Source organism: Marinobacter sp. S0848L (assembly GCF_023016065.1).
Classification (GTDB): domain Bacteria; phylum Pseudomonadota; class Gammaproteobacteria; order Pseudomonadales; family Oleiphilaceae; genus Marinobacter.
This window is the reverse complement of the sequence record NZ_JALKAQ010000001.1, coordinates 246,326-261,655: the sequence shown is the minus strand read 5'-3', so window position 1 is coordinate 261,655 and position 15,330 is coordinate 246,326. Positions and strand designations below refer to the sequence as shown.

General features: G+C 57.3%; 14 protein-coding genes. 5 read left to right on the top strand and 9 right to left on the bottom strand.

Annotation, left to right across the window (positions count from 1 at the left end; genetic code table 11):
* Positions 1 to 16 precede the first annotated feature (16 nt).
* Together metK and MWU64_RS01255 are read right to left on the bottom strand one after the other, a co-directional pair.
* Positions 17 to 1,207 carry a methionine adenosyltransferase gene (metK, locus tag MWU64_RS01260; RefSeq protein WP_247059655.1) on the bottom strand — a complete coding sequence of 397 codons (1,191 nt, stop codon included), beginning with the start codon at positions 1,205 to 1,207 and terminating at the stop codon, positions 17 to 19.
* Positions 1,208 to 1,350: 143 nt separating this feature from the next.
* Positions 1,351 to 2,352 carry a metalloregulator ArsR/SmtB family transcription factor gene (locus MWU64_RS01255; RefSeq protein ID WP_247059653.1) on the bottom strand — a complete coding sequence of 334 codons (1,002 nt, stop codon included), beginning with the start codon at positions 2,350 to 2,352 and terminating at the stop codon, positions 1,351 to 1,353.
* Positions 2,353 to 2,533: 181 nt separating this feature from the next.
* Between MWU64_RS01255 and tkt the strand changes: the two genes are divergently transcribed.
* The 5 genes from tkt (at position 2,534) to MWU64_RS01230 (ending at position 8,493) form a co-directional block, all read left to right on the top strand.
* Positions 2,534 to 4,534, top strand: a complete 2,001-nt coding sequence (gene tkt, locus MWU64_RS01250; RefSeq protein ID WP_247059650.1) for a transketolase — start codon at positions 2,534 to 2,536, stop codon at positions 4,532 to 4,534.
* Positions 4,534 to 5,562: a glyceraldehyde 3-phosphate dehydrogenase NAD-binding domain-containing protein gene (locus tag MWU64_RS01245; RefSeq protein WP_247059648.1), complete on the top strand. Its 1,029-nt coding sequence runs from the start codon at positions 4,534 to 4,536 to the stop codon at positions 5,560 to 5,562. The genes tkt and MWU64_RS01245 overlap by 1 nt, the downstream gene beginning before the upstream one ends.
* 44 nt (positions 5,563 to 5,606) lie before the next feature.
* A complete protein-coding gene (locus MWU64_RS01240; protein ID WP_247059646.1) occupies positions 5,607 to 6,767 on the top strand; it encodes a phosphoglycerate kinase in 1,161 nt (386 codons plus the stop codon).
* A 221-nt stretch (positions 6,768 to 6,988) separates the two neighbouring features.
* A complete protein-coding gene (gene fba / locus MWU64_RS01235) occupies positions 6,989 to 8,053 on the top strand; it encodes a class II fructose-bisphosphate aldolase (protein ID WP_247059644.1) in 1,065 nt (354 codons plus the stop codon).
* A gap of 173 nt (positions 8,054 to 8,226) precedes the next feature.
* On the top strand, positions 8,227 to 8,493 hold the full coding sequence (locus tag MWU64_RS01230) for a DksA/TraR family C4-type zinc finger protein (RefSeq protein ID WP_247059634.1): 267 nt from the start codon (positions 8,227 to 8,229) through the stop codon (positions 8,491 to 8,493).
* 18 nt (positions 8,494 to 8,511) lie between these two features.
* On the opposite strand, the gene MWU64_RS01225 is transcribed toward MWU64_RS01230, so the two are convergent.
* The 7 genes from MWU64_RS01225 to MWU64_RS01195 all read right to left on the bottom strand — a co-directional run bounded on the left by MWU64_RS01225 (position 8,512) and on the right by MWU64_RS01195 (position 15,329).
* The gene (locus MWU64_RS01225) at positions 8,512 to 8,958 is read right to left on the bottom strand and encodes a hemerythrin domain-containing protein (protein WP_247059632.1); all 447 of its coding nucleotides are present in this window, start codon (positions 8,956 to 8,958) and stop codon (positions 8,512 to 8,514) included.
* A gap of 77 nt (positions 8,959 to 9,035) precedes the next feature.
* A complete protein-coding gene (locus MWU64_RS01220; protein ID WP_247059630.1) occupies positions 9,036 to 9,644 on the bottom strand; it encodes a DUF2894 domain-containing protein in 609 nt (202 codons plus the stop codon).
* Complete coding sequence (locus MWU64_RS01215; protein WP_247059628.1) at positions 9,644 to 10,300, bottom strand: OmpA family protein; 657 nt, start codon at positions 10,298 to 10,300, stop codon at positions 9,644 to 9,646. Before MWU64_RS01215 ends, MWU64_RS01220 begins: the two co-directional genes overlap by 1 nt.
* On the bottom strand, positions 10,300 to 12,060 hold the full coding sequence (locus MWU64_RS01210; RefSeq protein ID WP_247059626.1) for a DUF802 domain-containing protein: 1,761 nt from the start codon (positions 12,058 to 12,060) through the stop codon (positions 10,300 to 10,302). Before MWU64_RS01210 ends, MWU64_RS01215 begins: the two co-directional genes overlap by 1 nt.
* Complete coding sequence (locus MWU64_RS01205; protein ID WP_247059619.1) at positions 12,057 to 12,749, bottom strand: DUF3348 family protein; 693 nt, start codon at positions 12,747 to 12,749, stop codon at positions 12,057 to 12,059. Before MWU64_RS01205 ends, MWU64_RS01210 begins: the two co-directional genes overlap by 4 nt.
* 98 nt (positions 12,750 to 12,847) lie before the next feature.
* Positions 12,848 to 14,062: an MFS transporter gene (locus tag MWU64_RS01200; RefSeq protein ID WP_247059617.1), complete on the bottom strand. Its 1,215-nt coding sequence runs from the start codon at positions 14,060 to 14,062 to the stop codon at positions 12,848 to 12,850.
* 64 nt (positions 14,063 to 14,126) lie between these two features.
* Entirely contained in the window at positions 14,127 to 15,329 is a 1,203-nt protein-coding gene (locus MWU64_RS01195) for a cytochrome c (protein ID WP_247059615.1), read from the bottom strand.
* Position 15,330 lies beyond the last annotated feature (1 nt).

The following is a 15,330-nucleotide window of genomic DNA, read 5'->3' as shown; positions in this document are numbered from 1 at the left end:
TGCGCCTGAAAATGGTTTAGATGCCGGCAGCGTCTTTGAGTGCAGCGGCGCGGTCGGTCTTTTCCCAAGGGAAGGCGGTGAAGGTTTTACCGCCAACGGTCATTTCGTATGGGTCACGGCCAAAGTGGCCGTAAGCTGCGGTTTCCCGGTACATCGGGTGCAGCAGGTCGAGCATGTTGGTGATGGCGTAGGGGCGCAGATCGAAGTGTGCGCGTACCAGATCAACGATTTTCTCATCGCTGAGCTTGCCGGTGCCGAAGGTGTTCAGCGAGATAGAGGTAGGTTGCGCCACGCCGATGGCGTAAGACACCTGAATCTCGCATTTGTCGGCGAGACCCGCAGCAACGATGTTCTTGGCAACGTAACGGCCAGCGTAAGCGGCAGAACGGTCAACCTTCGACGGGTCTTTGCCAGAGAAAGCGCCGCCACCGTGGCGCGCCATGCCGCCGTAAGTGTCTACGATGATTTTACGGCCGGTCAGGCCGCAGTCGCCCACCGGGCCACCGATAACGAACTTTCCGGTCGGATTGATGTGGAACTGGGTGTCTTTGTGCAGCAGCTCTGCCGGCAGAGTGTGTTTGACGATCAGCTCCATCACGGCTTCTTTCAGGTCTGCCTGGCTGACGTCCGGATCGTGCTGAGTGGACAGTACAATCGCGTCAATACCGACCACTTTACCGTTTTCGTAGCGGCAGGTGACCTGGCTCTTGGCATCCGGGCGTAGCCACGGCAGCAATCCGCTTTTACGGGCCTCAGCCTGGCGCTGCACCAAGCGGTGCGAGAAGGTGATCGGTGCAGGCATCAGTACGTCGGTTTCATTGCTGGCGTAGCCGAACATCAGGCCTTGGTCGCCGGCGCCCTGGTCTTCCGGCTTCTGGCGGTCAACGCCTTGGGCGATTTCGACCGACTGCTTACCGATGATGTTGATTACACCGCAGGTGTTGCCGTCGAAACCTACGTCTGACGAGGTGTAGCCGATGTCTTTGATCACACCGCGAACCAGGTCTTCCAGATCAACCCAGGCGCTGGTGGTGATTTCACCGCCGACAATGGCAACACCGGTCTTTACCATAGTTTCACAGGCTACGCGGGCGTGCGGATCGTCGGTCAGGATGGTGTCCAGGACCGCATCAGAGATTTGATCCGCCAGTTTGTCCGGGTGGCCTTCAGAGACCGATTCGGAGGTAAAGATGTTGTAGTCAGACATACGTGTGTCCTCTGTGAGCGTTGTCAAATTCGTACCGGCACTGTCAGGGATGACCTACCGGCTCTTTTTGTGTTTTCGGGGTGTAAGTATTAGTACTTACTTCTATATCAATTTTTTTAGATATTCCGTGATCTGCGTGCGTTTTAGGCTCTTTTTGTGGTTTTCCAGAACTCTCGAACCTGAATCTGGAAGCCGTTTCGCAAGCCGATAAATAATTGTTCGCCCGCGTTGAGCCCGGCGTCGGCGGCCCATGCGGTCAGTTCTTCGGGCTCGAAGCCTAGCCAAAGATCGCCGCAGTTTTCTTTGGCCCAGTCCTGATCGTGGCTGCAGAGGTCACTGATAATGAAACAGCCGCCGTTGTTCATCAGGGCGGCGGCATCCAGAAAGATGTCCGCCGGGCTGGGCACATGGTGCAGCACCATGTTGGCCACAATCAGGTCAAACGCATCACCGCTGGCCAGTACGGTATCGGTGACGCCTTCTATCAAATCAACGTTGTTCAGCCGTTCTTCAATGCACGTTCGGGTCGCCTTGGCGAGCATGTCTTTGCTGTTGTCCAGCCCGACTACGTGCTCGAAAAGCTCTGATAAAACAGGCAGAAAGCCACCTTCGCCCGGACCAATCTCCAATACGCTCTGCCAGTTCTGTTGGCTCACTCGTTTGCGAATCAGCTCCGCTGTCGGGTCGGCATACAGATCAAACGCGGCAATCAATTCCTGCTGTTCCCGAAACTGCGCCGAGTGGCGTGAGAAAAACGCCTGCGACTGCTCGGCCCTCTGTGCCCGAATGGCCTCAATCTTTTCGTTAAGTGCGATGGGCAGAGGCACCCGGTCTACCGTTGCAAATATCTGCCGAATGGCCTGGTCCGCCAGTTTCACGCTGTCCAGATGCAGTGGGCGGCGGTAAAAAATCGCGTTGCCTTCACGCTGGGGTTCCAGCAAGCCCGCTTTGTGCATCACCTTCAGGTGGTGGCTCATGCCGGACTGGCGCATATCGAACAGCTGGCTCAACTCAAGCACACCAAACGTGTCCCGGCGCAGCACCCGCAGAATCTCAAGGCGTAAAGGATCCCCGCTTGCTTTGAAGATCGGTGCCAGAGCCTCTACGGATGAGGTTTCGGGGGCGTGCGTGTTGAGTGATGTCATGGCGAAAGAGTTTAGGGGGGTTCGGTTGATCGATCAATAGGCATATCAAATTTTTTTGATATAGATTTATTCTTGTTTGAAATTTGCCCCCGGATACCCTAATCGGCGAAAATACGCGCCTTCTTTTTGAGCAGTTTTTGCAGCTTGAAGTCTTGTCCTGAAAAACACTGGAGAATTGTCAATGCCGTCTCGTAAAGATCTCGCCAACGCCATACGCGCGCTGAGCATGGATGCGGTTCAGAAAGCCAAATCCGGCCACCCGGGTGCGCCCATGGGAATGGCAGATATCGCCGAGGTATTGTGGAACGATTACCTGAGCCATAACCCGGCTAACCCGCAGTGGGCCAACCGCGACCGCTTTATCTTGTCTAACGGTCACGGGTCCATGCTGCAGTATTCTTTGCTGCACCTAAGCGGGTACGACGTGTCGATTGAAGACATCAAAAACTTCCGTCAGCTGCACTCGAAGACTCCGGGGCACCCTGAGTACGGGTATACCCCAGGCGTAGAAACCACTACGGGGCCGCTGGGTCAGGGCATTGCCAACGCCGTCGGTTTCGCATTGGCAGAAAAAGCGATGGCGGCTCAGTTCAACCGCCCGGGTCACGACATTGTTGACCACTACACTTATGCCTTCCTGGGCGACGGCTGCCTGATGGAAGGCATTTCCCACGAAGTGGCGTCTCTGGCCGGTACTTTGGGCTTGGGCAAACTGGTGTTTTTCTACGATGACAACGGCATTTCCATCGACGGCGAAGTGGAAGGCTGGTTCACCGACAATACTCCGCAGCGTTTTGAGTCCTACGGCTGGCAGGTTATCCCGAATGTAGACGGCCACGACGCTGACGCGATTCGTGCCGCCGTAGAAGCGGCCCATGCAAACACCGAGCAGCCGACACTCATTTGCTGCAAGACCATCATCGGCTTCGGTTCTCCGAACAAGCAAGGCAAAGAAGATTGCCACGGTGCCCCGCTGGGTGACGATGAAATCGTTCTGACCCGTGAAGCGCTGGGTTGGAACCATGGTGCCTTCGAAGTTCCTGACGACATCTATGCCGCTTGGAATGCCAAAGAAAAAGGCGCTTCGGCCGAGCAAGCCTGGAATGATAAGTTTGCCGCCTACGAACAAGCCGAGCCGGAACTGGCTGCTGAATTCAAACGCCGTATGGCTGGCGAGCTGCCTGCTGATTTCGCTGAAAAGGCTCAGGCTTACATTCAGGAATGCCAGGACAAAGGCGACACCATCGCCTCCCGCAAGGCTTCCCAGAATGCCTTGAACGCCTATGGTCCCATGCTGCCGGAACTGATGGGCGGCTCTGCCGATCTGGCCGGTTCCAACCTGACCATCTGGTCTGGCTGTAAAGGCGTGACCAAAGACGACGCCTCCGGCAACTACATCTATTACGGTGTGCGCGAGTTTGGTATGGCCGCCATCATGAACGGCATGGCCCTGCACGGAGGCTTTGTTCCGTACGGAGCCACCTTCCTGATCTTCATGGAATACTGCCGTAACGCCGTGCGTATGGCGGCACTGATGAAGCAGCGCTCCATCTTTGTATTTACCCACGACTCCATCGGTCTGGGCGAAGACGGCCCCACGCACCAGCCCATCGAACAGCTGGCCAGCCTGCGCACCACGCCGAATATGAGCACCTGGCGCCCGGCCGATGCCGTTGAATCCGCGGTAGCGTGGAAGTCTGCTCTTGAGCGTAACGACGGCCCGACGGCCATGGTGTTCTCTCGTCAAGGACTGCCGCATCAAGACCGTAACGCCGAGCAGTTGGCGAACGTGGCCAAAGGTGGCTACGTGTTGTCCGACAGCGAAGGCACGCCTGAGCTGATCCTGATTGCCACCGGCTCCGAGGTCGGTCTGGCACAAGACGTTGCTGGCAAGCTGCGCGAGCAGGGTAAAGCCGTACGTGTGGTGTCCATGCCTTCTACTGATGTATTCGATGCCCAGAGCGCTGAATACAAGCAGCAAGTTCTGCCGCTGGAAGTGACTAACCGCATCGCCATCGAAGCCAGCATCGCAGACTACTGGTACAAGTACGTTGGCCTGGACGGACGGGTTGTGGGCATGACCACCTTTGGTGAGTCTGCACCGGCCGGTGAACTGTTTAAGGAATTCGGCTTCACCGTCGAAAACATCCTGGAAGTGGCCGCTGAACTTCTGGACGCTTGATGAGCAACTCAAAGCCTTATCGAATTGCTATCAACGGGTACGGCCGTATCGGCCAGTGCGTGTTGCGGGCATTGTATGAGAACGGCTTTCGCGACCACCTGCAGGTGGTCGCGATTAACGAGTTGTCAGACATCGACACCATCGCCCACCTGACCAAATACGATTCCACCCACGGGCGGCTCAACGGCAAGGTGGCGGTGGAAGGTGATGATCTGATCGTGAACGGCGATCGCATCCGGGTGCTGCGCCACCCGGACCCGGATGATTTACCCTGGCGCTTGCTGGACGTGGACTTGGTGCTCGAATGTTCGGGCTCCTTCACTGATCGAGCGACCGCAGAAAAGCATATCGCCTCAGGGGCCAAGAAGTTGCTGTTCTCGCAGCCGGGCGAAGCCGATGTAGACCGTACTGTGGTTTACGGCATCAACGATCAGGCGTTAACGCAAGATGAAGTGATTGTGGCCGCCGGCTCCTGCACCACCAATTGCCTGGTGCCGGTGATCAAAGTGCTGGATGACGCTTTCGGAGTGGAGCAGGGTAGCACCACCACCATTCATGCCGCGATGAACGACCAGCCCGTGATTGATGCCTATCACCATAAGGATTTGCGCCGCACCCGAAGCGCTCTCCACAACATGGTGCCCGTTGATACCGGGTTAGCGCGCGGTATCGAGAGGCTAATGCCGCACATGGAAGGCCGTTTCAGCTCGGTGGCCATTCGCGTGCCAACGCTCAACGTGTCGGCCATCGACATGGTGGTGAATGTACGTGAACGCACCGATGTAACGGCTGTAAACCAGCTCCTGAAAAGCGTTGCTGAAGGCCCCCTTGCTGGCATCCTTGACTATACTGATGAGTTGCTGGCGAGTTCCGACTTCAACCACGATTCCCATTCGGGGGTGGTTGATGGCGGACAAACACGAGTGACCGGCGGCACCATGGTAAAGGTGCTGTGCTGGTTTGATAACGAATGGGGTTTTGCCAACCGAATGCTGAATGTCAGCCAGGCCTGGCTAAGCAAACCCTGATCTCCAGATAGATACGACTGAATCCATAACTACGGACCTTGATTATGGCCATCAAAAAAATGACTGACCTGAACCTCGCCGGCAAGCGGGTTCTGATTCGTGAAGACCTGAACGTACCGGTAAAAGACGGCAAAGTCTCCAGCGATGCCCGCATCCGTGCCTCACTGCCCACCATCAAAGCAGCGAAAGACGCCGGCGCGAAAGTCATGCTGATGTCCCACCTCGGCCGCCCGGAAGAAGGCGTGTACGACGAAGCCTCTTCCATGAAACCGGTCGCCGACCACCTGTCCTCCATGTTGGGGCAGGACGTACGACTGATTAAAGACTACCTCGACGGCGTGGAAGTGGCCGACGGCGAAGTGGTTCTGTTTGAAAACGTTCGCTTCAACAAAGGCGAAAAGAAAGACAACGAAGACCTGGCCAGGCAATATGCGGCCCTGTGCGACATCTACGTGATGGACGCCTTCGGCACCGCACACCGCGCCCAGGCTTCTACCCACGGCGTGGCCAAGTTTGCCCCCGAAGCCTGCGCCGGCCCGCTGCTGGCGGCTGAGCTGGACGCACTGGGTAAAGCGCTGGATAACCCGGCCAAGCCGGTTGTAGCCATCGTTGGCGGCTCCAAAGTCTCCACCAAGCTGGACGTACTGAACGCACTGGAAAAAGTGTGCGACCAGATCATCGTAGGCGGCGGCATCGCCAACACCTTCCTGGCGGCCGCCGGCCACCCGGTTGGCAAATCCCTGTGCGAGCACGACCTGATCGACACCGCAAAAGACATCGCCAGCCGAGTAGAAATCCCGCTGCCGGTTGACGTAGTTGTTGCCAGCGAATTCGCTGAAACCGCAACTGCTACCGTCAAAAACATCTCCGACGTAACCGCCGACGACATGATCCTCGACGTAGGTCCGGAGACTGCCGGCCAGTTCGCCGAACTCCTGAAGAGCGCCAAAACCATCCTCTGGAACGGCCCGGTCGGCGTGTTCGAATTCGACCAGTTCGGCAACGGCACCAAAGCCCTCGCTGAAGCCATCGCCCAAAGCGACGCTTTCTCACTGGCCGGCGGCGGAGACACTGTAGCAGCCGTTGACAAATACGATATAGCTGACAAGATCTCGTACATCTCGACAGGCGGCGGTGCCTTCCTGGAATTCGTAGAAGGCAAAACCCTGCCGGCAGTCGCTGTACTGGAAGAAAGAGGCGCCTGATTTCAGTCAGAACTGAATAAAGGACAGCCTAGAAACAAGTAAGAATCGCAAGGAGGGAGGGGGCACGGTTTCGCGGAATTTCGAAGGCCAAGGATGGCCTGAGAGAAGCGCACATGGATGTGCTCGTAGCGGTTCCGCGAAACCGTGCCCCCTCCCTCCGCAGCAGACTCCTGAATAACAGTCTGCTCCAAACATTAATAGTCTAATGAAGGAGACAACCCATGGCCCTGATATCGCTGCGGCAACTTCTGGACCACGCCGCCGAGCATGGTTACGGTGTGCCAGCCTTTAACGTAAACAACCTCGAGCAAATGCGCGCCATCATGGAAGCCGCCGACAAAACCGACTCCCCGGTTATTGTTCAGGCCTCCGCCGGTGCCCGTAAATACGCCGGCGCGCCCTTCCTGCGCCACCTGATCCTGGCCGCCATCGAAGAATGGCCGCACATCCCGGTTGTAATGCACCAGGACCACGGCACCAGCCCGGCCGTATGCCAGCGCTCCATCCAGCTTGGCTTCAGCTCCGTCATGATGGACGGATCACTGGGTGAAGACGGCAAAACCCCGACCAGCTACGAATACAACGTAGACGTAACCCGTCGCACAGTCGAAATGGCGCACGCGTGCGGTGTTTCCGTAGAAGGCGAACTGGGCTGCCTGGGCTCTCTGGAAACTGGCCAAGCCGGTGAAGAAGACGGCATTGGCGCTGAAGGCACCCTGGACATGGACCAGATGCTGACCGACCCGGAAGAAGCGGCAGACTTCGTGGCAAAAACCCACGTAGACGCATTGGCCATCGCCATCGGCACCAGCCACGGCGCCTACAAGTTCACCCGTCCACCAACGGGCGACATCCTGGCGATCGAGCAGATCAAAGCGATCCACAAGCGCATCCCGGACACCCACCTGGTCATGCACGGCTCCAGCTCTGTACCCCAGGAATGGCTGAAAGTAATCAACGAATTTGGCGGTGAAATCCCGGAAACCTACGGTGTACCGGTTGAAGAAATCGTTGAAGGCATCAAGCACGGCGTGCGTAAAGTAAACATCGACACCGACTTGCGTCTGGCAAGCACCGGTGCGGTTCGTCGCTTCATGGCGCAGAACCCAGCCGAGTTTGACCCGCGTAAATTCCTGAAGGCCACCATGGTAGCGATGACCGACATCTGTGTTGCTCGCTACGAAGCCTTCGGCTGTGCCGGCCAGGCCAGCAAAATCAAGCCGCTGAACCTCGAGCAAATGTTCGAGCGTTACGACGCTGGCGAGCTGGACCCGAAAGTAAAGTAAGATTGCAGTAGCACAATGCCCCGGAATCATCCGGGGCATTTAGTTTCGTCCCTGCCTCCTGAAAGTTTCTTCATCACCCTCGCGCTGTAAACAGAGAACGAGTTCTCGGCTATAATCAATACCGATACGCTTCAAAGTGTTTCTGTAAAAGATAGCAACTAGCAGGTGATGATATGGCCGGCGGTTGGACTCGAGACGGAGCCGTACAAGATCAGATAGATGCCACGATTGAAGATGCAGTCGAACAAGCGCGTAGCAACCTTCACTCTGGAGAAAGCGCTGAGTTCTGTATCGAGTGTGATGAACCCATCCCGGAAGCAAGGCGCGAAGCCATTCCCGGTGTACAGCTGTGCGTCGCTTGCCAGTCGAAACTGGAGGCGAAAGACAGTAGTACCGGCGGCATTAACCGGCGTGGCAGTAAAGACAGCCAGCTGAGGTAAGTCAGCTGGCCAGTTCGATTAGTTAGAAGTGCCCCTGCGCTTTTCCATCTCATTGCGGTACTGGCCGCCCAGATCTTCTTTCTGCTGATCGGTCAGTACCTTGCCGCCCATCTGGAACACTTCCTGTTCTTCCTCCTCCAGGTGATGGCTGACAAGGTGTTGCAGCTCCTTGAATAGCTGGAGCCATTGAGGGCTGGAATAATCGGTTTGTTCAAGCTGCTCGATGCATTCATCAATGTCGTGATGCTCGGCAACGCTGTGGCGGGCTTTGTCCTGGGTTTGTTCGTGTTGCATCAGGTGGGCGTAGAAATGCTTTTCTTCAGCCGCCGCGTGTTCCGTCAGTTCGGTTTTGAGCTGTGCGAACCCCTGCCGGCGAACTTGCTCATCACCTGAGGTGTCGGCCAGTTGCTCCAATAATTCCCGTTGTACGTCGTGATCTTGTCTCAACGCTTCGAACACGTCCACTATGGTTCTCCTTATCAGCTTGAACACTGAGGAAAGTGTAGAACACAATCGGGTAGGCTGTATTTCTGCTTGTTAATCTAGGTTTTACGCCCCAGTTTTTCCAGCGCCATCAGCGTGTCGGTGTAATTCACCATGCGGTTGAGATATTCCGGTGACAGTCGCTGCATTTCGGCAATAGCCCGGCTGACTAGTCGATGGGCATTCATTGGACCGGCATCTTGAGGGATATCTTCGATGGCGTGTTGAATGCGTTCTTGAAGGGCTTGCACGCCGTGGTCAGCCGTTGCGCGGGCCATGGCTTTTAACGGTTGCGGGTTCTCTGGTGTGGCTTGTGAACCTTCAAACTCTTGCTCTTCCTCTGCTCCGAAAATCAGTTGTTCGATCGGGGAGCGGGGCGCTTGTGCCGGAGTGTTTCCTGCGGCTTGATTGAGTTTGTCGATCAACTCGAGCAGGGGAGAGCGAGAACGGGGCTCCGCCTCCGAAGATTGCTCGGCCTGTTCCCGCTCTGTGGTTTGTAACTCAGCGACGGCCTGCTCCAGTTTGTGCCAATGGGCGCTGCCCTGAAGGCCTTTCGCACGCAGGCGTTGTTCCAGTGTCGCTAAATAGTGAAAGCGCACCGGATCTATTTGGTCAGCGCCGGCGGCTTGCAGGGGAGCAAGCAGAGACGATTCAGCCAGGCCAGACATCAGATTTCGGTGTCCGGTTGAGAGTCGGCTGCGGGGCTGCTTGAAGCTCGGGGCACAGTGCTGATTTCCACCCGCCGGTTCTGGGCGCGGGATTCCGCATCTACATTCGGCACGGCAGGGTGATGCGGGCCAAACGCGGCCGCAAAAACACGATCGTTCGGCAGCCCCAATTCCATCAGCGTGCGGGTCACGGTGAGCGCACGCTGCGCTGACAGTCCCCAGTTGTCCTGATACCGGTTGCCCCGGTGCATCGGCAAGTCATCGGTAAAGCCGCTGACCATCAACAATTCATCGTGCTGGGTCAGATAGGTTTTCAGCGGGGTCACCAGCGATTCCAACACCTCAACACCATCGGCTTGCAGTTGATCCGAGTTCAACTGGAACAGCACGTTGCCGCTGATGCCAATGCGGCCATTACTGAAAGTCACCAAACCTTTGGTGAGCGGGTCTTCCAGCGCTTGTTCCAATGCAATACGGCGCTCTTCTTCGGCTTCCCGCTTGGCTTTTTCTTCCGCCAGAGACTGGCTGAGTTCCAGTTGCACCCCAATGACCCACACCAGTATCAGCACCAGAATGCCCACCAAAGCCGCCATCAGGTCCGAGAAAATGGCCCAGATCGGCGTGGACTGCTGTTCGCTGTCCTCCAGATGTTCCATCACTCGGCTCCGCTGGTTTCAAGCTCGCCGCGGCGAAGCGCTGCTGCGGCATCAATAACATCCTTTTGGGAGCTGACGGACAGGTCAATCACTTCGCGGGCTTGGGCCACGTAATAGGCCAGTTGCTCGTCGTGGCGGTTGCTGGCGGTATCCAAGGCTTTCTGGATGTTGCCGAGACTGTCTTGAAGCTGCTCGTTGGATGCACTGAACAGTTCGACCGCCTTGAGGAAGGCCTCGCTGAGCGCACCCACTTCCTGACTGCTGCCAGTGAGGTCTTCACCCAGTTTGCTGAGCTGCTGGCTTTGTTCCCCCATCAACAGGTTGAAACGTTCGCTGATGTCCGAGAGCGTATCGCCGGCACCGCTGATCAGCGAATCCACCGCCTGGCGTTGGCTGTCGGCATTGCTGCGCTGGGATTCCAGCAGAGTGTCCAGCTCTTGCACCAAGCGCTGGCGCTCTTCCAGTAACTGGTTTTCCCGCTCGCTGTTGCGGGCCATCTCGGATTGCAGCTGGGCAATCACCTGCGCCGCCGCTTTCGGTGTTTCCGAGGCCGTTTCGATCAGGCGGGTCATGGGCGCTTCCAGCCCCGAACCCAGCTCTGTCAGGTGTTTGGTCACGGTGGCTTCCAGCTGCGCCAACCGGTTGTGCGCGGCGTCGCCACGGGCGACTTCTTGTTCGTGCAGCGTCGTAAGCTGCTCGGTGATGCGGTTGATCAGTGTATCCAAACCTTGCTGCTGTTGGCTGGCAATCCCGGCGCTCTCGTTTCGGAACTGCGTTTGGTATTCCTGAAAGGTGTTCTGCAAACCGGCCAGTTGCTGCTGAGTGGTGGCCGCCCACTGCTCATGGAGCTTTCCAGCGCTGGACTGCAAGTTGGTCATGGCGTCGGCGACAATCGGTTCAATCCGTTCTGCGGTCACGCGCGTGCTGGACTCCAGTGCTTTTTCCAGCGATTCAGCCACGGAGTCTGCCAGCGACTGGTAGTGACTGCCCACCGTGCTGTGGAATTCCTGCTGGTTTTGGGTCAGGGATTGTTCCAGCTGTTGGCCCAGCTGCTCCATACGGGCGGTCATGCTTTCCATGGCTGAGGCCATTTGCGGCAGGGCGTCGGCTTGCGACTCCAGCGCATTGAACGCTTGCTGGCGCTGGTAGTCTGCGGACAGATGGTGCAAGCGCCGGCGCAGGGTGTTGTCCAGCTGGCGGGAAACCTGTAACCGTTCACGCCGGCTCAGGGTTGAGGCCAGCCCCAGCATGGCGGAAGCTGCCACACCGGCAATGGAGGTGCCAAAGGCCAGGCTGAGTCCGGCAATGGGCGCAGCCAAAGCGCTGCGAATAGCGCTGAGCTCGGTGCTGCCATCCAGGGCCGACGCGGCACCGCTCAACGTCACGATCATGCCGGCAAAGGTGCCCAGCAGGCCGAGCATAACCAGCAGGCCGACAAGATAAGGGGTAAATTGCGGGCTGGGCAGGGCCGCAAAATGACCGTCAATACGCCGCTGCACGGCAAACTGTACTTGCTCCGGCAGGCCGGCTAGCCACCCCGACAGTTGCTCGCGGTTCTCTGGAGTCGTAGTCAGTTTATCGGCCAGCTTTCGGGTGGTGCTGCGAAAGCCCATCAACTCCACAAAGCCCAGCGTATACACCACGGCAATGATCATAGTGACAGACAGCGCCAGCAGGTCGGAATGGATGAAACGCTGGCCAATCCAGCCGGTTACCGCCAAACCGGTAACGAATGCGAGAAAGAAGAAAAGTCTGCTCATGGAGAGTGATTTACCTCGTTGTGGCAGGCCTCTAGTAACCCCAATACCGGCTCCAGCCGAACATCCAGTTCAGCGAGTAAAAGATTCTGCGCGTCTTCGCAGTAACGGTGGAGCCAGTCATCCGGCGTGTGGCCGGTTTTAGGGGGTGAATCAGAGGAGGGTTGCAGGCTGTGGAATCGCTGTTCCAGAACCTTGGAAATATGAGAAAAACACTGGCTGGTGTAGCTGGCCATGGTGTGGTCGAAAACCGAATCCAGTTCCGCCAGGCGAGCAAGATCTTGGTTGTGCTCTTTCATCGCCTTGCGCACTTTGTCCCGGAGTTGGCGGCTGGAGGCCGCCACCTTGCGCTGCAGCACCAGCCAGGCATTCAGGTAGGTTTCGGCTGTGACACTATCGCTGGCTTCGACTTCCTCACCGTAGCGTCCGATTTTGCGCCGCAATGCCCGCCGGATGTTGCTCAACTCTTTAGTCAGTTGCTCGAAAACCGCCTCCTGATTCATGCCGGGCTGGCGGCTTCGAAACGCGGTCGCCGCATCCAATGACATGGTATCTCCAAGCCCGAATAAACGGCTCAGTCGCTCGGCGAAGCAGGGCAGGTTGTCAGGTTTTCGAGGTGCATCGCCGGTGGCCAGAAGCTGCAACAGCCGGGCATGAGTACTGCCGGATTGTACAGAGGCCATTGGATCCATAGGCGGCGCACCGGGTCAGGGTATCGGAAGAATAACGAACGAATATTTATTAAAGTTCGCTATTCTACTGCCTAACCGGGCCGAATCATAATGGTTACCTAAACCGCTGCATCGGTTTGTGGTTCGGCCCTGGATTCCGGCGCCGACCGCCGCCACGCTATCAGGAAAATACATAACCCGGCCAGCGCCGTGGCAGCGCCGACGTATCCGGTGGATTGCCAGCCAAATCCTGCGGTGATAGCCAGCCCTCCCAGCCAAGGGCCCAGAGCATTGGCCAGATTAAAGGCAGCGTGATGAGAGGCGGCCGCCAGTGTTTGAGCGCCAGCGGCCACATCCATCAGATGAGTCTGCAGTGCCGGCCCCAGCGCAACCATCAACGCAGTCAGGAAACAGGCGGTCAATAATGCGGGTAGGTAGCTGGTGGTTGATGGAAACACACTTAGGATAACGGCACTGAAAATCAGCACCACGCCTACGGCGCGAAATTGCAGGCGATCAAACAGCCAGCCCCCGAGAAGATTGCCAACAAAACCGCCCAGCCCGAACACCACCAGGGCAACGGGAATCCAGCTTTCATCAACCTGAGTGACTTGCAGCAAGGTGGGAGCCAGGTAGCTGAACACGGCGAACATGCCAGCGAATCCGATGGAGCCAATGGCCAGTGCAAGCCAGATGTCTGGCTTGTTGAAGGCTCGAAGTTCGCTCAGAGCGCTGTGTCGTTGCTCGCTCGGATCTTTCGGCAGCAATAAGGCCACCAGCACGACTGTTAACAGGGAAATGGCGCCAACGAAGCCGAACGCATAGCGCCAGTCCATGGATTGCCCGAGCACAGTTGCCAGGGGATTACCAATCAATAGCGCCAGAGATAGCCCCATCATCACCTGGCTAACAGCTTTTGCCCGATGGTCCGGTGATACCAGTGACGCGGCGACTAAGGCGGCAACCCCGAAATAGGCGCCATGAGGAAGGCCGGAAACAAAACGAAAGAACAAAAGCGTTTGGTAGTTGCTGGCCAAAGCACTGGCAACATTACCCAGGGCGTAGAAGATCATTAGAAGAATCAACAGTTGGCGCCGGAATAGCTGGGCGCCAAGAATGGCTAGCAAGGGAGCGCCTACCACAACCCCCAAGGCATAGGTCGAGATCAGGTGGCCTACTTGCGGTTCGGAGATACCAAGATCTGCCGCGACGTTCGGCATCAGACCCATGATGGCAAATTCGCCAGTACCGATACCAAATCCGCCCATGGCCAGCGCAAAAACGATTAAGAACGTAGAAAACCTGGAGGGTGGGGTGTGAGTTGGGGCGCGCATTCTGGCCTCTTGGACAGGTTGAATTGGAAAGGGGCGATGGCCGCACGCTCATCGCCCCGATGTCTTACCGGTGTTGCTCTACGTCCTCTGCGGAAACCGGCGGCGCATCGTTGCCCCAGCGCGTGCGCATAAACGTAAGCAGGTTGGCAATCTGGTCGTTGTTTAGCTGCCAACCGTATCCGGGCATGATTCGTTGAGTGTGTCCCGGGCCACTGACCGGCGTGGTTGTGCCGTTTAGAACAACGCGGATGGCGGAGCTCGGATTCCGGGAAACCACCGTGGGGTTGCTGGCAAGCGCAGGTGTTACGCCCTCAAACCCGTCACCGTTCTGGCCATGACAGGTCGAACAGTATTCGTTGTACAACTCGGCGCCATTGAGGGTTGGTTGCTCAACGTTGGTGACAAATGTTTCCGGTGATGGCGACAGAGATTTCAGGTACACGCCAATTGCCATCAGATCCTCATCGGTCAGATTCTGAGTACTGTGGCTGACCACTTCCCCCATCGAGCCTGATACCGTTATCTGGCCCGCCATCCCTGTTTTCAGAAGATCGGCAATTTGTTGTGCCGAGAGGGCGCCAATACCGTTCTGTCGGTCGCCTCTCAGACTGGTTGCCCACCAGCCATCCAGCTCGGCACCGGCAAGGAATGCGTCACCTTTTTCGGTGAGTGCTTTTTCCTGAAACCCAATGCCTCTTGGGGTGTGGCAGGAACCACAGTGTCCGGCACCCTGCACCAAATAGGCGCCACGGTTCCACTGCTCTGACTGGGCTGGATCTTTTTGAAAGACGCCCTCTTCAAGAAATGCGCTTTGCCAGATATTCAGGGGCCAACGCATGTTCAGCGGCCAGGGGATATCCGGCGCGGTGTTTTCCTGGTGTACCGGCTGCACGGCATTCAAGAAATAGGCGTACAGGGCGGCAACATCGTCGTCCGTCATCTTGCTGTAGCTTGGGTACGGCATTGCCGGATACAGAGGGCCGTCTGGCGATTCACCCTTGCGGAGGGCGGCATCGAACTGCTCGAGACTGTAGTGACCAATCCCGGTTTTCGGGTCCGGCGTGATGTTGGTTGTGTAGATCTCGCCGACCGGCGTGGGCATAGCCAGCCCCCCGGCGAAGGGCTTGCCTCCGGGCTTGGTATGGCAGGCCACGCAGTCACTGGCGCGGGCCAGATATTCACCTTTCTCGATCAGGTCCGCATCCGCCGCCAATAACGGGGTGCTGAACAGGCCAACGGTGATGGCCAATGCTCTTGATATAGACATG